Below are 16,381 nucleotides of genomic sequence, written 5' to 3'. Positions count from 1 at the left end.
GCGCCCCAATCCTGACACGACAAGCATTGCAAAGAGGGCGCCATGGCCGGCCATTCACAGTTCAAGAACATCATGCACCGCAAGGGCAAGCAGGACTCCGTCCGCTCCAAGATGTTCTCCAAGCTCGCGCGCGAAATCACCGTTGCCGCCAAGGGAGGCCTGCCCGATCCTTCCATGAATGCACGCCTGCGCCTGGCGATCCAGAACGCCAAGGCCCAGTCCATGCCGAAGGACAACATCGAGCGCGCCATCAAGAAGGCGTCCGGTGCCGACAGCGAGAACTATGACGAAGTGCGTTACGAGGGTTATGGCCCGGGCGGCGTCGCCGTCATCGTTGAAGCGCTGACCGACAACCGCAACCGCACAGCCTCCAACGTCCGCTCGACCTTCACCAAGGCCGGCGGCGCGCTTGGCGAAACCGGTTCTGTCTCCTTCTCCTTCGATCGTGTCGGCGAAATCACCTACAAGCTTTCCGTTGGCAATGACGACAAGGTCATGGAAGCCGCGATCGAGGCAGGTGCCGAGGACGTGAGCACCGACGAGGAAGGCCACACGATCATCTGCGGTTTCGAGGATATCGGCGAAGTCTCCAAGGCGCTCGAAGCGACGCTCGGCGAAGCTGAAACCGTAAAAGCCATCTGGCGCGCGCAGAACACCGTTCCGGTCGACGAGGAAAAGGCGCAGTCGCTGATGAAGCTGATTGATACGCTGGAAGACGATGATGACGTCCAGAACGTCTACACCAACTTCGAAGTCTCCGACGAAGTCATGGCCAAGCTTTCGGCCTGATTTTGAGGAGTGTCACATTCCCATCTCTGTTCCGTCATACTCGGCCTTGAGCCGAGCCTCTATCAGTCTCTCCATTTGTGAAGATAGGCTGGAAGATCCTCGACTCTAGGATGACGCGGAGTGTGAGGCCGGAACAAACTCAGCCCGCTCCGGATGCCGGAGGCGGGCTTTTCGTTGCCTGATGAAAGCTCAGGCGGCGTCGCGACCGTCGGCTGCGGCCAGTTTCTTCTGCGCGTCGGCAAAGAGCCGCACCGATTTCAACCGCGCATCCATGTCGAAGATCGGCATGGAGACGATCAGTTCGTCAGCGCCCGTATTTCGGATGAAGGTTTTGAGCTTTTTCTCCACCGCCTCAGGCCCGCCGACCACCGCATAGGTCATAGCCTGATCGACGAAAGCCTTTTCGCTTTCGTGCCAGAGGCCATCCATGCTGTCGACTGGTGGCGGAAACTGGCCGCGGGCATTGCGGCGCAGCGCCACGAAGGACTGTTGCATGGAAGTGAAGAGATAATCTGCCTCCTTGTCCGTATCGGCGGCGACGCCCATGATCCCGACCATCGCATGCGGCTGGTCGAGATACTCTGAAGGCTCGAAGCGCTCGCGGTAGATTTCCAGAGCCGACATCAGCATGTCCGGTGCAAAATGTGAGGCGAAGGCGAAGGGCAGGCCGAGCATGCCGGCCAGATGGGCGCTGAAGTGGCTGGAGCCGAGGAGCCAGATCGGCACATTGCTATCGGCGCCCGGAATGGCGATCAGCCCCTGGCTTTCACCGACTGGCGCAAGCAAAGCCTGCAGTTCCACGACGTCATTCGGGAAATTGTTGGCGCTCGCCTCCATGTTGCGGCGCAGCGCCGCTGCCGTGCGCATGTCAGTTCCCGGCGCCCGACCAAGCCCCAGGTCGATGCGGCCCGGATAAAGGGCGGCCAGCGTGCCGAATTGCTCTGCAATCACCAGCGGCGAATGATTCGGCAGCATGATGCCGCCCGAGCCGACGCGGATCGTATTGGTGCCTGCCGCCACATGGGAAATGACGATCGAGGTCGCGGCGCTGGCGATACCTTTCATGCCGTGATGTTCGGCAAGCCAGAAGCGCTTGTAGCCTTGCGCTTCGGCTTCCTGCGCAAGCCTGCGGGAATTCGCCAGCGCCTGCGAAACGGTAGAGCCTTGCGTGATGGGGGAAAGGTCGAGGATGGAAAAGGGGATCATCGTCATGCCCTGGGAAAATGGATCTTTTCCCTCATGTAAGTGCTCCCGTCGCGAATCCAAGGCGGAAAGGTGACGGATTGATGCCTCGGTCGGGAGGGAGCGCCTGTGGTTTGTTTTTGTTTTGTTCACATTTTACTGGCAGCTTTCCGCCGATGACATTAGGGTTCACGGCATGACGACGACGATTCGCATTATTGGCATCGACCCCGGTCTGCGGCGCACCGGTTGGGGTGTCGTGGATACGCTCGGCAACTCGCTGCGCTTTGTCGCCTCCGGCACGGTGACCTCGGATGGCGACATGGATCTCGCCTCGCGCTTGTGCCAGTTGCATGACGGTCTTGCAGAGGTGATCCACAGCTACAAGCCGGACGAGGCGGCGGTCGAGCAGACCTTCGTCAACAAGGATGCGGTTGCGACCTTGAAGCTCGGTCAGGCCCGCGGCATCGCCATGCTGGTGCCGGCCCGCGCTGGACTCAAGGTTGCCGAATACGCTCCGAATGCTGTCAAGAAGGCCGTGATCGGCGTCGGTCATGGTGAAAAGCAGCAGATCCACATGATGCTGAAGGTCTTGATGCCGAAGGTCGTCTTCAAGGGCAATGATGCCGCCGATGCGCTCGCCATCGCCATCTGCCATGCGCACAACCGGCAAGCCCTGTCATCGCGGCTTGCGGCATTGGCCGGCTAACCACTGATGCGACGCTGCGGGTCACCCCATTCCGCCACCGCAGCCAAGCGATTTCCATACGCAAAGGACAATGACCGATGATCGGCAAGTTGAAGGGAACGATCGATGAGATCGGCGAGGACCATGTGGTTCTGGACGTGCACGGCGTCGGCTATGTTGCATACTGCTCGGCGCGCACCCTGTCGAAGCTCGGTTCCTCGGGTGAAGCCGCAATCCTGTTCATCGAGACCTATGTCCGTGAAGACCAGCTGCGGCTGTTCGGCTTCTTGACAGCCCTGGAACGCGAATGGTTTCGCCTGCTGCAGAGCGTTCAAGGCGTCGGCTCCAAGGTGGCCTTGGCCGTTCTTTCCGTTCTGACGCCCGGCGAACTTGCCAACGCGATCGCACTTCAGGACAAGACTTCGGTTTCGCGCGCGCCCGGCGTCGGCCCGAAAGTCGCGGTGCGCATCGTCACGGAACTGAAGAACAAGGCGCCGGCCTTCGCAGGCGAGGCTTCCGCCAATATTGGCCTCAAACAGGAACTGGGCGAGGGCGTTGCCTCGGCGCCGGTTTCGGATGCCGTTTCGGCGCTGACCAACCTCGGATATTCCCGCGATCAGGCCGCAAACGCTGTTGCCGCCGCCCTGAAGAACGGCGGCGAGGGTGCTGACAGCGCCAAGCTTATCCGGTTGGGGTTGAAGGAGCTGTCGCGATAGGTTGTTGCGAAACGGCGGAAATTTGCTAAAATTTCTTCCGAAACGAATTTTGTAGGAATTTCTCGATGTTTTGGGAGCTTACGCTTTCGCCGAAAGGGCAGGTCACTATCCCCAAGGAAATGCGGGAGGCTCTCAACCTTCGTCCGGGCGATCAGCTCATTTATTCTTTTATCGATGGCGAAGTGGTCGTCACGCCCAAGAACGTGGATTTCAACGATCTGGGCGGGCTCCTCGGTAAACCACCCGCTGGGGTGGCGAGCCTGGATGAGGTCGATTCCTCGGTTCTCAAAGCCGGCGGTGCCAATGTTGTCGACACGGATGATGTTGCCCAATCGGATGCTGCGGCATGATTGTTTTTGGCCTCGATACGAATGTCGTGCTGCGCCTGTTTGTCGATGATGATCCAACGCAAAGGGCGGCTGCACTGGATTTTGGCCAGGGACTCGGCCGGGAATATTCGGCATTCATCACGCTGGTGAGCTTGCTGGAGCTCGATTGGGCCTTGAGATCGCAATATCGCTACACCAAAAAGCACGTCGTGCTTGCCATTGACCGACTGCTCCATACGCGGGGGCTGGTCGTGGAAAATCATACGCTGGTTATAAAAGCCCTTCGGCTTGTCGAATCGAACAACGCGGATTTCGCTGATGCCCTGATTGCCTGCCGCTCTCTTGAAGAGAGCTGCCAGTCCATCAAAACTTTCGACGTGAAGGCTGCCCGCAATGTCCTTGGAATGGAACGTCTCGCATGAATGATCCCGCCCGTCTCATCTCCCCCGAAAAGCGCGGCGAGGATATCGATACGACGCTGCGGCCGCAGTCGCTCGATGAATTCACGGGGCAGGCGGAAGCACGCGCCAACCTGAAGATTTTCATCGAGGCGGCGAAGAACCGCGGTGAGGCGCTGGATCACGTTCTCTTCGTTGGCCCGCCCGGCCTTGGCAAGACAACGCTGGCGCAGATCATGGCCAAGGAACTCGGCGTCAATTTCCGCTCGACCTCGGGTCCGGTCATCGCCAAGGCGGGTGATCTTGCGGCGCTGCTGACCAATCTCGAAGAACGCGATGTGCTGTTCATCGACGAAATCCACCGGCTCAACCCGGCGGTTGAGGAAATCCTCTATCCGGCCATGGAGGATTTCCAGCTCGACCTGATCATCGGCGAGGGCCCGTCCGCCCGCTCGGTGAAGATCGACCTTTCAAAGTTCACGCTCGTTGCCGCCACCACCCGTCTCGGGCTTTTGACGACACCGCTCCGGGATCGCTTCGGTATTCCGGTTCGGTTGAATTTCTACACGGTCGAGGAGCTGGAATCGATCGTGCGCCGTGGCGCGCGGCTGATGGGGCTTGGTATGACGGACGAGGGCGCCCGCGAGATCGCCCGCCGCTCGCGTGGCACACCGCGCATCGCCGGCCGGCTGCTGCGCCGCGTGCGTGACTTTGCGGAAGTGGCCAAGGCAGAGGCCGTCACCAAACAGATTGCGGACGAGGCGCTGACGCGGCTGCTTGTTGACAACATGGGCTTCGACCAGCTGGACAAGCGCTACCTGACGATGATCGCGCTCAATTTTGGCGGTGGCCCGGTCGGCATCGAGACCATTGCGGCGGGGCTTTCCGAACCGCGCGATGCGATCGAGGACATTATCGAGCCCTATATGATCCAGCAGGGCTTTATCCAGCGCACGCCGCGCGGGCGCGTGCTGACGGCCAATGCCTGGAAGCATCTGGGGCTGACCGTGCCGAAGGATCTTGAGGCCACCCAGTTCCGTCTGTTCCAGGAAGACGACTGAGATGTCGAAGGGCAAGAAAAAGCGGAAGATGATCCGCATCGACGCCAAGCCCGCACGCTTTAATTTTCGCATTGCCGGCCTTGGGTTCCGCGACGGCTACGTGCTCGTCCACCGGGCAACGCACGAGGATTTCTGGACCTTTCCGGGCGGTCGCGCGGAGATCGGAGAGACGTCTGCCCAGACGATCGAGCGCGAGATGATGGAAGAACTCGGCGTCACCGTAAAAGTCGGGCGCATGCTCTGGATGGTCGAGAACTTCTTTCACTATGAGAAGCGCGATTTCCACGAGATCGGCTTCTACTACCTCATGGAACTGCCCGACAGCCTGCCCTTCCACCCGACGGAAATCATCCATCGGCTGAAGGACGGGAAGAACGATCTCGAGTTCAAATGGGCAAAGGCCACGCGACAGGCGCTGACCGAGCTGGATATCCCACCCTATTTCATCGCCGAGCAGATCGAGGATCTGCCTCTCACGCCCCGGCATATCATCTGGGATGACGGTAACCTCGATCGATAAGGAACCTCCACGGCGGGTGCGCATTCTTCCTGATGACAAGGAGAATGGACATGTCAGCGATCAGGAAAGGTTCCGTCACCACCTGGCAATGGGCCGGGGACGCGCCGAAGGAAAAAAGCGCTTCTGAAGTGGGGAAAGGGTCATGAGCGATATCGGCGGACATGTCCCGCCCGTGGCAGTGGCCAAGGCGGCGGAGAAAGGGCTTGCGCTGAGGCGCAGGTTTCATCGTGGCGGCACGCAGATCGGAGTGGCCCGCGCACGAGACCTGAAAAACCGACGCTCGCTGTCGGACGATACGATCAAGCGGATGGCGAGCTTCTTTTCCCGCCACAACATCGACAAGGAAAGCGCCGATTTCGGCAATGACAGTAACCCGTCGCCCGGTTACATCGCCTGGCTGCTCTGGGGCGGCGATGCCGGGCGTGACTGGGCGAGCAAGCAGAAGGCGGACCTGCATTCCTGAGGCCTTCAGCGCCTTTCCACTTCCGGAACCCGGCAGCCAGTGCTAGTCGTCCCCTCAGAATAAAATCCTGGGGCATGCGATGACATTGATTGCGCTTTCCGGCGAGTTGACTGAAACCGGACACCGGCTGATCCAACGGGTCTATTACGAAGACACGGATTTTTCCGGTGTCGTCTATCATGCCCGTTATCTGCATTTCATGGAGCGTGCCCGCACGGATTATCTGCGTCTCCTCGGCGTCGAGCAGGCGACGCTTGCCATCGAAGGCGAAAGCGAAGGATTGGTCTTCGTCGTTCATCGCATGGAGATCGACTTCAAGGCGCCGGCACGCATGGATGACGTGCTCACCATAACGACAGCAACAGAGAAGGCTGGCGGCGCCAAGATGGTTTTGCTCCAGGAAATACGTCGGGAAGGCACGTTGCTGATCGCTGCCAAGGTGATCATCGCCGTCATCAATGCCGGCGGTCGGCCACGCCGATTGCCTGAAACGCTGGCCAAGAAATTCCTCGGCAACACCTGACGGTTATTCCACGCCGACCTTTTCCAGCATCGTCCTGGTCAGCCCCTGCTTCCAGCCGCTCGCCTCCTGCCATGGATCGGCCGTTTCCAGTCGCTCCAGAATGTCTGGAATGTGGAAGCTGTTGGCGGCATCAAGCGTTTCAAGCTCGTCCCAGCTAACGGGCGTCGCCACCGGGCCCCCTGCGCGGGCTCTGACGGAGTAGGGCGAAATCGCCGTCGCGCCGCGTTCGTTGCGCAGCCAGTCGATGAAGATACGGCCCTTGCGCTTGGCCTTGGACATGGTCGCGATGTAGTGCTCGGGGTCTTCATCAGCGATCTTCGAAGACAGCGTCTTGGCGAAGGCTTTGGCATCTTCCCATGATGCACGGCGCGAAAGCGGCACGATCACGTGCACGCCCTTGCCGCCGCTGACCATGGCGAGCGATTTCAAGCCAAGTTTTTCCAGCCGGTCGCGCAGCAGGAGAGAGGCGGCCTTCACCGTTTCAAAGGTGACGCTGGGGTCAGGGTCGAAATCGAAGACTAGGCGATCGGCCATGTCCAATCGGTCGATGCGCGATCCCCAGATATGGAATTCGATCGTCCCCATCTGCACCGCGGAGACCAGCCCTTTGCCATCCTTCACATAGAGATAGTTGGCGATGTCGCCATCGGCTTCCTCGATCGGTATCTGCAGGATTTCATCGGGAAAGCCGTCGCTTGCGTGCTTCTGGTAGAAGCATTGATGATCCGGACCCTGCGGGCAGCGCAAGATCGAGGCCGGATGTTCTGCGATAAATGGCAGCATCCGCTCGGCGACAACACCGTAGTAGCGGGCGAGATCCAGCTTGGTGATCTCGGGATCGGAGAACAGTGTGCGATTGCCGCTGCTGATGCGGATGCCGAGGACATTGCCCTCTTTCTCCTTGCTCGTTGCTTTACTCCCGCTTGCGGCTTTGGGGGCCGGTTTCGTGGTATCTTCGGGCATGGCCGCCTTATCCGTTGATGTCGTGCTTTCCAAAGTCACAGCCTTGGCCTCCTTGTCTTCGCGCAGACCCTCGAAAGCTCCGTGGCGAATATGGCCGTCATCGGTAAACTCGGCGAAATCAATTTCGGCGACAAGCTGCGGTTTGACCCAGACGGCACCGCGCGCAATGTCCTTCGGGACGCTCTCGAACGCCGATTTCTCTTGCTTCAGCTTCGTAAATCGCCCGGCGAGATCCTCCATCGTGGTCTCGTCGAAACCCGTTCCGACACGACCGCGATAGACAAGCTTATCGCCCTCATAGCTGCCGACCAGAAGCGAGGCGAAGGCCCGGCCGCGTTTGTCCGAGCGGGAATAGCCGCCGATGACGAATTCCTGGCGCCGAGTGCATTTGACTTTTACCCAGCTGCCGACGCGCCCTGATTTATAAGGATCATTCGCCCGCTTTGCGATGATGCCTTCCTGGCCGGCCTTGCACATCGCCTGGAAAACCTTGTTGCTGTTTCCTTGGACATGCTCGCTATACTGTACCCGCCGCTCCGGGCCGAGCGTGGAAAGCAAAGTCTTCAATGTCTCCTTGCGTTCGATCAATGGTTTCTTTCGCAAATCCTTGCCATCCAGTGAAAGCAGATCGAAGGCATAGAACCGCGTCTCGCCACCGATCTTCAGCGCCCTTTGCAACGCCGAGAACTTCGAACCTTCACCGGAGACCGCGACAGCCTCGCCATCGATGAGCGCACTTTTGCACTGGAGCGCGGCAAAGCCCTTGGCGATATCGGGAAATTTCTCGGTCCAGTCGAGGCCGGTCCGGGTGAAGCAGGTGACCTCCCCACCGCCAATGGCGACCAGCAGCCGGTAGCCGTCAAACTTGACCTCGCTCAGCCACGTGCCACCTTCCGGCGCACGTGTGACAAGCGTCGCAAGCTGTGGCTCGACAAAGACAGGGCGTTTTCCGGCATGTTTTTGCGGCGTTGGCTCCTGCGGCTGCGCCTCCACATTCTTCGCAACGGCCTGATTGGAGTTCCAGACGCGGGCCGCATCCTTGGAGGCACCCTTGCCGGCGGCGATCTCGTCCATCAGGCGACCGGTCTTGACGCTGGTGAAGTTGTCCTCGATCAGGCTTTCGCCATCTTCATTGGCGTCTTCGTCCCGCTCCTTGATCAGCAGCCAGTTTTCCCGCTTTTCACCGTTGCGCGGCTTCATCCGTACCAAGGTCCAGCCGCCATGCATGCGCTCGCCATGGATGTGGAATTTCAGCTTGCCTTCGCGAAGCCCTTCGTCCGGATCGTTGTCCGGTTCCCAAGAGCCGGTGTCCCAGAGCATCACGGTACCGCCGCCATATTGTTTGGCGGGGATCGTGCCCTCGAAATCACCATAGGCGAGAGGATGGTCTTCTGTGCGCACTGCGAGGCGTTTGTCGTCGGGGTTGAGGCTCGGACCGCGGGTCACGGCCCAGCTTTTCAATACGCCGTTCCATTCGAGGCGGAAATCATAGTGCAGCCGCGTGGCGTCGTGCTTCTGCACGAGGAAGCGATTGCCTGCCTTGGCTCGCTTTGCGGACCCCTTGGGTTCGGCCGTTTTTGAGAAATCACGCTTGCGATTGTATTCCTGAAGCTGGTCCTGTGCCATCGTCGTCTCCCGTCACGCCGATTTCTTCTTGCGCGGAGCGGTCGGTTTGGCTGCCGGCTTTTTTGCGGGGGCCTTCTTTTCCTCTCCTCCTTCGAGGCTCTTCTTCAGGGCCGACATCAGGTCGATAACATTGTCGCTGCGGCTTTCCGATTTTTCCTCGTCGTCATTGACGTCGATGATCTTCTTGCCTTTGAGCTTCTTCTTCACGAGTTCCTTGAGGGCGGCCGAATAGTTGTCCTTGAAGCTGGCCGCATCGAATTTCCCGGATTTCCGGTCGATGAGAGCCGTTGCGACCTCCAGCAGTTCCTTGTCCGATGTCTTGCCGGAAAGGCCGGAAAACATCGGATCGGCCTTCTTCAGTTCATCGGCGTAGTGAAGCGTTTCCAGAAGCAGGCCATCGCCACAGGGGCGGATCGCGGCGATATATTCGCGGCCACGAAGTGTCAGCTGGCCAAGCCCGACCTTTCCGGATTTGCGCAGGGCATCGCGCACGACGCGGTAGGCATCTTCAGCAAGGTCGTCGGTCGGAACCACATAATAGGGTTTGTCGTAGTAGATCGGCGAGATTTCCGCGGAGTCGACGAACTGGACCATTTCCAGTGCCTTCTTCGTCTCGAGCTTGACCGCATCGATCTCCTCCGGCTCAAGCAGCACATATTTGCCACTCTCATACTCATAGCCTTTGACAATCTCATCCATGTCAACGGGACCAACGCCTTCCACGACCTTGTCATAGTGCACGGGCTTTCCGGAAGGCTCGTGTATCTGGCGGAAGGAGAAGCGGGCGCCGGGGCGGGTGGCGCTATAGACTTCGACGGGAATGGAAACCAGCGAAAGCCGCAACTGGCCTTTCCATAAAGCATGCGATACCATCTGCTTTTCCTTCTGGTGCGAGGTCTCCGGTCTAGAGTTTGTCAGGGAAAAGTGGAAACCGGTCTCCCCGAAAAGACAAACGAAAACAAAAGAAGCTAGAGGATGTCTGGTTCAATCCGAACCAGACATCCTCTAGTGGCGTATTCCTTTGGTGCGTCCATCGCGCGCGAGCAGCCTTTCGAGTGCAGCCGCATCATCGCTGGTAACGGCGGGAACGGGATCGGCCGCCATGGCCTCCAGAATTTCGCGTGAGAGCACGCCGTTGGCGATAGACCATTCGAGCGCTTCGCGCGTCTGTCTCTCGGCCTTGAGCTGGGCATAAAGCGCCAGAATCAGCCGGTCGCGACGGTCGAAAGCTCGTTCCGTGGTGGTCTTGGATTTGTTCTTCGGCGGTATGATTGTCATGGCCAAATAACGCTGGGGACCTGTGAAGGTTCCCCGGCGCCAGCCTTTGATGTTTCCGCCTTATCTTTCCGGGAAGTAACGGTCTCTTAACCATAATGATGTCTTAATGCGTTGTATTAGGGTTTTGTGCAGTGCACGTCATCCTTTGACCAAGATTGACCGCAAAAAGGCAGAAAGACAGGGCTTGAAGATCAGCTCAGGGGCAGATCCAGAGGCTTATGCCGGGTCAATCTTTAGCAAGGACGTTTGAGCTACCTGGCCGTGAGCAAATCGGTGCTCCCGCCGGGTGTTTGGATTCGGGGATTTACGAATGGAACAGGTAGGACTGGCAGCCGCAACGACCGACGTATCGCTCTGGTCGCTCTTCATGCAGGCAGGCTTCGTTGTGAAGCTGGTGATGCTGGGGCTGATTGGCGCCTCCGTCTGGACCTGGGCGATCGTGGTCGACAAGACCTTGAGCTTCGCCAAGGCCCGCCGTCAGGCCGATGCCTTTGAACAGGTATTCTGGTCCGGGCAGTCGCTTGAGGAGCTTTATCGCACCCTCTCGGATCGCCAGACCTCGGGCATGGGCGCGATCTTCGTCTCGGCCATGCGCGAATGGAAGAAGAGTTTCGAGCGCGGCGCCCGCTCGCCGATCGGCCTGCAGATGCGTATCGACCGCGCCATGGACGTGACGCTGGCGCGGGAATCCGAGACGCTGTCGGCCCGTCTGGGATCGCTTGCAACCATCGGCTCCGCCGGCCCCTTCGTCGGTCTGTTCGGTACGGTCGTTGGTATCATGACCTCGTTCCAGGCGATCGCCGGCTCGAAGTCGACCAACCTCGCGGTTGTCGCACCGGGTATCGCCGAGGCGCTTCTGGCAACTGCTATCGGCCTTCTGGCAGCTATCCCGGCGGTTATCGCCTATAACAAGTTTTCTGCCGATGCCGGCAAGATCACCGGCCGCATGGAAGGTTTTGCCGACGAGTTCTCGGCCATCCTTTCGCGCCAGATCGATGAGAAGCTGCAGCCGCGCCAAGCCGCGCAGTAAGGCCGCGCGTTAAAGCGGGCTTAAAGGACGGAGAAAACCCATGGGTATGGCAGTAGGCGGTTCCAACGGTTCTGGCGGCGGTCGCCGTCGTCGCGGCGGGCGCAACAAGGCCATCATGAGTGAAATCAATGTGACGCCGTTTGTCGACGTCATGCTTGTTCTGCTCATCATCTTCATGGTCGCAGCACCGATGATGACGGTCGGCGTGCCGATCGATCTTCCCGAGACGCAGGCAAAAGCGCTGAATTCCGAAACGCAGCCGATCACCATCTCCGTGAAGAGCGACGGCCAGATCTTCCTGCAGGAAACCCCGATCCCGGTCGAGGAAGTTGCTGCCAAGCTCGAAGCGATTGCGACGACAGGTTACAGCGAGCGGATTTTTGTGCGTGGCGACGCCACGTCGCCCTATGGCGTGATCGCTGACGTCATGTCGCGCATCCAGGAGGCTGGCTTCAAGAACATCGGCCTCGTGACCCAACCCAAGAAGGACCAGTAGAGCGCTGCGATGAAGACAAGTCTCGTCACATCCGCTGTGCTGCACGCCCTTGTGCTCATTTGGGCCCTGGTCTCGCTGGGCAGTCCGCCTGATTTCCAGGTTGCGGATGTCGAGGCGATGCCGGTCGATATGGTCCCGATTGAAGAGCTGACGAAGCTGCAGCAGGGCGACAAGGAAGCGCCCAAAGCGGAAATCCCGTCCGTCATGCCGACTAAACGCCCCGATACCGTCGAAAACGCTGAGAATGTCGGCGAGAACAAGATCGACCTGAAGACGCCGCCAAAGCCGGACGCCAAGCCGAACAATGTCGAAGCTGCGGCAGCGCCGGAAAAGGCGGAAAAAACGCCGCCGACGCCTGACCCGGTGAAGGAAGACAGCAAAGAGGTGACCGAAGAAAAGCCGGCCTCCGAGCCTGCGACCGAAGTTGCGGCTCTTCCCGAGCCGAAGGAAGAAGTAAAGCCGGACGCGAAGCCAGAAGAGCAGCCGGCGGAAGAGAAGCCGGCGGAAAATCCGGATGCTGAAGCGCTTCCGGACAAGGTGCCGACGCCCATGGCGAAGCCCAAGGTGGAGAAGCCGGCCCAGACGGCAAAGACGCCTGACCGCAAGAAGGAAGAAAACCAGAAGGAAAAGAAAAAGGCCTCTTCCGCCAACGATTCCGATTTCAATGCGGATGAGGTTGCCGCCCTTCTCAACAAGACCGATCCAGCCAACGGTGGCGCCAAGAGCGGCAAGACACAGAAGGCTTTTGGAGCATCCAAGACAACCGGCAACACGCTGTCGCAGAACGAGATGGATGCGTTGCGCGGGCAGATCCAGAAAAACTGGAGCGCCTTTGCTGGCATCGAAGGTCTTGATGGCATGATCCTGACAGTGAAGTTTGAGCTGGATCCGCAGGGAAACATTATCGGCGATCCCGAGGTCGAGACCAATGGCGGCTCGGCAACGGCCCAGCGGACAATGGCCGGCAGCGTGCGCCGCGCCATCCTGAAGTCGCTGCCTTTCGAGGGCCTGCCAGCAGATAAATACGACTCATGGAGAGAGATGGTCGTCAATTTCGACCCGAGCTCCATGTCGATCCAATGACACAGAACGAATGGCTGAAAGGCTTCTTGATCATGCTGAGACGCAACTTCTTTCGATTCCTCGTCGCGCTGACGGGAATGGTCGCGCTGATGAGCGCACCGGCCCACGCGCTCGTCGAGCTCAACATCAACAAGGGCAATGTCGAGCCCATGCCGATCGCCATCAGCGATTTTCTGCAGGGTGATCTTGGCAAGAAGATTTCCGATGTCGTCGCAGCCGACCTGAAGCGTTCCGGACTTTTTGCGCCGATTGATCGCAACGCCTTCATCGAGAAGATTTCCAATCCGGATGCCGCTCCGCGCTTCGAAGACTGGAAGATCATTAATGCGCAGGCACTCGTCACCGGTCGCGTTACCCAGGAAGGTGATGGTCGCCTGAAGGCCGAGTTCCGCCTGTGGGATACCTTTGCCGGCCAGCAGATGACCGGTCAGCAGTTCTTCACCCAGCCGGAAAACTGGCGCCGTGTTGCCCATATCATTGCCGATGCGATCTATGAGCAGATCACCGGTGAAAAGGGCTATTTCGACACACGCATCGTCTATGTCGCTGAAAGCGGCCCGAAGACGGCCCGCAAACGCCAGCTCGCGATCATGGACCAGGACGGCGCCAATGCGCGTGCGGTCACCAATTCCAACGATATCGTGCTGACGCCGCGTTTCTCGCCGAACAAGCAGGAAATCACCTACATGTCGTTCGAGGGCAACGAGCCGCGGGTTTATCTGCTTCAACTCGAGACCGGACAGCGCGAAGTCGTCGGTAACTTCCCAGGCATGACCTTTTCTCCGCGTTTCTCGCCGGATGGCCAGCGGGTGATCATGAGCCTGCAGCAGGATGGCAACGCCAACATCTATACGATGGACCTGCGTTCGCGCACCACGACCCGCCTGACCAACACCGCAGCCATCGATACGTCGCCGTCCTATGCGCCGGACGGCAGCCGCATCGTCTTCGAAAGCGATCGTGGCGGTCGTCAGCAGCTCTACGTCATGGGCGCAGACGGCTCCGGCCAGACCCGCATCTCCTTCGGTGACGGTTCCTATTCGACGCCCGTCTGGTCTCCGCGTGGTGACCTCATCGCCTTCACCAAGCAGTCGGGCGGCAAGTTCTCGATCGGCGTGATGAAGACCGACGGTTCGGGCGAGCGTATCCTGACGACGGGTTTCCACAACGAAGGCCCGACCTGGGCGCCGAACGGCCGCGTGCTGATGTTCTTCCGCCAGAACGCCGGTGCCGGTGGCCCGCAGCTCTATTCGATCGACCTGACAGGTTACAACGAGCAGCAGGTTCCGACCCAGGGTTTCGCATCCGATCCAGCCTGGTCGCCGCTTCTGGAGTAGTTGCGAAAGTGGGGCGGGAAATGTGGCGGCCTGCCGCTTTCCTGCCGCAAAGTCTTGATTAGCAACGCTCCATCAACCTTTTGACGATCTGTTAACCATAATTGTTGCAAGTCAATTAACCGCTTCCGGTTACAGTCTGGCAACCCTGAAATTAGACATCCAAGGAGACCGGCCCATGAGCCGCATTCACGCCCCGGCCGCAGGCCGCATGAATTCCATCGCTCGCAATCCGGTCATGGTTGCCCTGTTCATGACGCTTGCCATTGCCGGCTGCGCCTCGAAGAAGAACCTGCCGAACAGCGCCGGTGAACTCGGCCTCAACGCCGCGACCCCGGGCTCGCAGCAGGATTTCACCGTCAACGTCGGCGACCGCATCTTCTTCGATACCGATTCGACCTCGATCCGTGCCGATGCACAATCGACGCTCGATCGTCAGGCCCAGTGGCTGCAGAAATATCCGAACTACGCCATCACCGTCGAAGGCCATGCAGACGAACGCGGCACCCGCGAATACAACCTTGCGCTCGGCGCTCGCCGTGCGGCTTCGACCCGCGACTACCTCGCTTCGCGTGGTATCCCGGCTTCGCGCATCAAGACGATCTCCTACGGCAAGGAAAAGCCGGTCGCCGTCTGCGACGACATTTCCTGCTGGTCGCAGAACCGCCGCGCCGTCACGGTGCTTGGTGGCGCCGGCATGTAATTGCCGCAACCATCAGAATGCGAGAAAGGCGGCCCTCAAAGCCGCCTTTCTTTTTCGTCACACTTTTACCGAACTCCGTTGCTTTTTGACGACAATTGGAAAACTGTGCGGACATCGTGCGGGGGCTGATTTTCATGCCAGTCTATGCGCGTCGGCGAACCTCAAAACAGGACTCATGACATGAAACATTTTGTCGTGGCGGGAATGATCGGCCTTTCTGCGCTTGCGGGCTTTGGCCAGACAGCAACTGCCATGCCGCTTTCCGCACTGATCAATCGTGCGCTGCATGGTGAGACCGCACCCGCAGCCAAGCAGCCGGTCATCAACGTCCAGTCCAGCGAAGTCGGGCGGATCGGCCAGCTCGAGGAACAGATCCGCCAGCTCAACGGGCGTATCGAGGAAATGAGCTTCCAGCTTCTGCAGATGCAGGAACAGATTCGCAAGTTCCAGGAAGACAACGAGTTCCGTTTCCAGGATCTGGAAGGCGGCAAGTCGGGTGCTTCCACCAAGAAGAGCGGCGCGCTGGAAACCCCGCGCACGAATGATCAAGCTTCCGTTGCCCCGCAGGTGACGGACGGCCAGCCTACAATTGCCGATCCCAACGCAGGTTTGGGATCGGATTCTGCGTCCACCGGCACGCCGCCAGCGACGCTCGGCCAGATCATCTTCGACGAAAACGGCAATCCGATTGCCGCCAACCAGGATGCCCAGCCGCTGGACAACGGCCAGGCAAACCTCGATACGACACCTCCCGGCGTCGATCAGGGCCTGAACACGACGCCCGACACCCAACAGCAGACGGCCGCGCTGGATAATCCAGGCGACCTCTACCAGTCTGCATACGGCCATGTGCTGTCGGGTGACTACAGCGTGGCGGAAGGTGAATTCCGCGACTATCTCGATGCTTTCCCGAGCGGCGAAAAGGCTGCTGATGCGAGCTTCTGGATGGGGGAGGCCCAATATTCGCAGGGTAAGTTCAATGACGCCGCCAAGACATTCCTGAACGCACATCAGGCCTTTGGCACATCGCCCAAGGCACCGGAAATGCTGTTGAAGCTTGGTATGTCGCTTGCTGCGCTCGACAACAAGGATACGGCCTGCGCTACTCTCAGGGAGGTCAGCAAACGTTATCCGAAGGCATCTCCCGCTGTGAATGCCAAGGTGAAAAGCGAGCAGAGCCGTCTCGCCTGCTGAGGCGT

Annotated in this window: 19 protein-coding genes; 15 read left to right on the top strand and 4 right to left on the bottom strand. The window is 59.4% G+C overall.

The genetic code is table 11. From position 1 onward, the window contains the following. Positions 1 to 42 precede the first annotated feature (42 nt). On the top strand, positions 43 to 789 hold the full coding sequence (locus QO002_RS19435) for a YebC/PmpR family DNA-binding transcriptional regulator (RefSeq protein ID WP_307232651.1): 747 nt from the start codon (positions 43 to 45) through the stop codon (positions 787 to 789). A 189-nt stretch (positions 790 to 978) separates the two neighbouring features. On the opposite strand, the gene QO002_RS19430 is transcribed toward QO002_RS19435, so the two are convergent. After that, a complete protein-coding gene (locus QO002_RS19430; RefSeq protein WP_307232649.1) occupies positions 979 to 1,995 on the bottom strand; it encodes an LLM class flavin-dependent oxidoreductase in 1,017 nt (338 codons plus the stop codon). A 172-nt stretch (positions 1,996 to 2,167) separates the two neighbouring features. Between QO002_RS19430 and ruvC the strand changes: the two genes are divergently transcribed. From ruvC to ybgC, 8 genes are all read left to right on the top strand, one after another. Next, positions 2,168 to 2,680, top strand: coding sequence for a crossover junction endodeoxyribonuclease RuvC (ruvC, locus tag QO002_RS19425; RefSeq protein ID WP_307232647.1), 513 nt, complete (start codon positions 2,168 to 2,170; stop codon positions 2,678 to 2,680). A gap of 77 nt (positions 2,681 to 2,757) precedes the next feature. Next, a complete protein-coding gene (gene ruvA / locus QO002_RS19420) occupies positions 2,758 to 3,375 on the top strand; it encodes a Holliday junction branch migration protein RuvA (protein ID WP_307232645.1) in 618 nt (205 codons plus the stop codon). 65 nt (positions 3,376 to 3,440) lie between these two features. Then, positions 3,441 to 3,725, top strand: a complete 285-nt coding sequence (locus QO002_RS19415; RefSeq protein WP_307232643.1) for an AbrB/MazE/SpoVT family DNA-binding domain-containing protein — start codon at positions 3,441 to 3,443, stop codon at positions 3,723 to 3,725. Beyond that, a complete protein-coding gene (locus QO002_RS19410) occupies positions 3,722 to 4,126 on the top strand; it encodes a type II toxin-antitoxin system VapC family toxin (RefSeq protein ID WP_307232641.1) in 405 nt (134 codons plus the stop codon). Before QO002_RS19415 ends, QO002_RS19410 begins: the two co-directional genes overlap by 4 nt. Further along, the gene (gene ruvB / locus QO002_RS19405; RefSeq protein WP_307232640.1) at positions 4,123 to 5,163 is read left to right on the top strand and encodes a Holliday junction branch migration DNA helicase RuvB; all 1,041 of its coding nucleotides are present in this window, start codon (positions 4,123 to 4,125) and stop codon (positions 5,161 to 5,163) included. The genes QO002_RS19410 and ruvB overlap by 4 nt, the downstream gene beginning before the upstream one ends. Position 5,164: 1 nt before the next feature. Further along, positions 5,165 to 5,683 carry an NUDIX hydrolase gene (locus QO002_RS19400; RefSeq protein ID WP_307232638.1) on the top strand — a complete coding sequence of 173 codons (519 nt, stop codon included), beginning with the start codon at positions 5,165 to 5,167 and terminating at the stop codon, positions 5,681 to 5,683. Between the two features lie 142 nt (positions 5,684 to 5,825). Continuing rightward, positions 5,826 to 6,146 (top strand): hypothetical protein, encoded by a 321-nt coding sequence (locus QO002_RS19395; RefSeq protein WP_307232636.1) that lies wholly within the window; start codon positions 5,826 to 5,828, stop codon positions 6,144 to 6,146. Positions 6,147 to 6,225: 79 nt separating this feature from the next. Next, positions 6,226 to 6,669 (top strand): tol-pal system-associated acyl-CoA thioesterase, encoded by a 444-nt coding sequence (gene ybgC / locus QO002_RS19390; protein WP_307232634.1) that lies wholly within the window; start codon positions 6,226 to 6,228, stop codon positions 6,667 to 6,669. A gap of 3 nt (positions 6,670 to 6,672) precedes the next feature. On the opposite strand, the gene ligD is transcribed toward ybgC, so the two are convergent. The 3 genes from ligD to QO002_RS19375 form a co-directional block, all read right to left on the bottom strand. Next, positions 6,673 to 9,258, bottom strand: a complete 2,586-nt coding sequence (gene ligD / locus QO002_RS19385) for a DNA ligase D (RefSeq protein ID WP_307232632.1) — start codon at positions 9,256 to 9,258, stop codon at positions 6,673 to 6,675. A 12-nt stretch (positions 9,259 to 9,270) separates the two neighbouring features. Next, positions 9,271 to 10,131, bottom strand: coding sequence for a non-homologous end joining protein Ku (ku, locus tag QO002_RS19380; protein ID WP_307232630.1), 861 nt, complete (start codon positions 10,129 to 10,131; stop codon positions 9,271 to 9,273). 132 nt (positions 10,132 to 10,263) lie between these two features. Beyond that, a complete protein-coding gene (locus tag QO002_RS19375) occupies positions 10,264 to 10,536 on the bottom strand; it encodes a hypothetical protein (protein WP_307232628.1) in 273 nt (90 codons plus the stop codon). A 310-nt stretch (positions 10,537 to 10,846) separates the two neighbouring features. Between QO002_RS19375 and tolQ the strand changes: the two genes are divergently transcribed. The 6 genes from tolQ (at position 10,847) to ybgF (ending at position 16,376) form a co-directional block, all read left to right on the top strand. Next, positions 10,847 to 11,566: a protein TolQ gene (gene tolQ / locus QO002_RS19370; RefSeq protein WP_307232627.1), complete on the top strand. Its 720-nt coding sequence runs from the start codon at positions 10,847 to 10,849 to the stop codon at positions 11,564 to 11,566. 40 nt (positions 11,567 to 11,606) lie between these two features. After that, the gene (gene tolR / locus QO002_RS19365; protein ID WP_307232624.1) at positions 11,607 to 12,062 is read left to right on the top strand and encodes a protein TolR; all 456 of its coding nucleotides are present in this window, start codon (positions 11,607 to 11,609) and stop codon (positions 12,060 to 12,062) included. A 9-nt stretch (positions 12,063 to 12,071) separates the two neighbouring features. After that, positions 12,072 to 13,145: a cell envelope integrity protein TolA gene (tolA, locus tag QO002_RS19360; RefSeq protein WP_307232622.1), complete on the top strand. Its 1,074-nt coding sequence runs from the start codon at positions 12,072 to 12,074 to the stop codon at positions 13,143 to 13,145. A 26-nt stretch (positions 13,146 to 13,171) separates the two neighbouring features. Continuing rightward, a complete protein-coding gene (gene tolB / locus QO002_RS19355; protein WP_307233543.1) occupies positions 13,172 to 14,482 on the top strand; it encodes a Tol-Pal system beta propeller repeat protein TolB in 1,311 nt (436 codons plus the stop codon). 175 nt (positions 14,483 to 14,657) lie between these two features. Then, the gene (gene pal, locus QO002_RS19350; RefSeq protein WP_307232619.1) at positions 14,658 to 15,182 is read left to right on the top strand and encodes a peptidoglycan-associated lipoprotein Pal; all 525 of its coding nucleotides are present in this window, start codon (positions 14,658 to 14,660) and stop codon (positions 15,180 to 15,182) included. Positions 15,183 to 15,362: 180 nt separating this feature from the next. After that, complete coding sequence (gene ybgF, locus QO002_RS19345; protein WP_307232617.1) at positions 15,363 to 16,376, top strand: tol-pal system protein YbgF; 1,014 nt, start codon at positions 15,363 to 15,365, stop codon at positions 16,374 to 16,376. Positions 16,377 to 16,381 lie beyond the last annotated feature (5 nt).

The sequence above is a fragment of the Pararhizobium capsulatum DSM 1112 genome (assembly GCF_030814475.1).
Lineage (GTDB): Bacteria > Pseudomonadota > Alphaproteobacteria > Rhizobiales > Rhizobiaceae > Pararhizobium > Pararhizobium capsulatum.
The sequence above is the reverse complement of the archived record's forward strand: the minus strand, read 5'-3'. Positions and strand labels throughout refer to the sequence as shown.

Coding starts and splice junctions, on each gene's coding strand:
- QO002_RS19435 (WP_307232651.1), top strand. CDS start 43: ATGGCCGGCCATTCACAGTTCAAGAACATCATGCACCGCAAGGGCAAG.
- QO002_RS19430 (WP_307232649.1), bottom strand. CDS start 1,995: ATGATCCCCTTTTCCATCCTCGACCTTTCCCCCATCACGCAAGGCTCT.
- ruvC (WP_307232647.1), top strand. CDS start 2,168: ATGACGACGACGATTCGCATTATTGGCATCGACCCCGGTCTGCGGCGC.
- ruvA (WP_307232645.1), top strand. CDS start 2,758: ATGATCGGCAAGTTGAAGGGAACGATCGATGAGATCGGCGAGGACCAT.
- QO002_RS19415 (WP_307232643.1), top strand. CDS start 3,441: ATGTTTTGGGAGCTTACGCTTTCGCCGAAAGGGCAGGTCACTATCCCC.
- QO002_RS19410 (WP_307232641.1), top strand. CDS start 3,722: ATGATTGTTTTTGGCCTCGATACGAATGTCGTGCTGCGCCTGTTTGTC.
- ruvB (WP_307232640.1), top strand. CDS start 4,123: ATGAATGATCCCGCCCGTCTCATCTCCCCCGAAAAGCGCGGCGAGGAT.
- QO002_RS19400 (WP_307232638.1), top strand. CDS start 5,165: ATGTCGAAGGGCAAGAAAAAGCGGAAGATGATCCGCATCGACGCCAAG.
- QO002_RS19395 (WP_307232636.1), top strand. CDS start 5,826: ATGAGCGATATCGGCGGACATGTCCCGCCCGTGGCAGTGGCCAAGGCG.
- ybgC (WP_307232634.1), top strand. CDS start 6,226: ATGACATTGATTGCGCTTTCCGGCGAGTTGACTGAAACCGGACACCGG.
- ligD (WP_307232632.1), bottom strand. CDS start 9,258: ATGGCACAGGACCAGCTTCAGGAATACAATCGCAAGCGTGATTTCTCA.
- ku (WP_307232630.1), bottom strand. CDS start 10,131: ATGGTATCGCATGCTTTATGGAAAGGCCAGTTGCGGCTTTCGCTGGTT.
- QO002_RS19375 (WP_307232628.1), bottom strand. CDS start 10,536: ATGACAATCATACCGCCGAAGAACAAATCCAAGACCACCACGGAACGA.
- tolQ (WP_307232627.1), top strand. CDS start 10,847: ATGGAACAGGTAGGACTGGCAGCCGCAACGACCGACGTATCGCTCTGG.
- tolR (WP_307232624.1), top strand. CDS start 11,607: ATGGGTATGGCAGTAGGCGGTTCCAACGGTTCTGGCGGCGGTCGCCGT.
- tolA (WP_307232622.1), top strand. CDS start 12,072: ATGAAGACAAGTCTCGTCACATCCGCTGTGCTGCACGCCCTTGTGCTC.
- pal (WP_307232619.1), top strand. CDS start 14,658: ATGAGCCGCATTCACGCCCCGGCCGCAGGCCGCATGAATTCCATCGCT.
- ybgF (WP_307232617.1), top strand. CDS start 15,363: ATGAAACATTTTGTCGTGGCGGGAATGATCGGCCTTTCTGCGCTTGCG.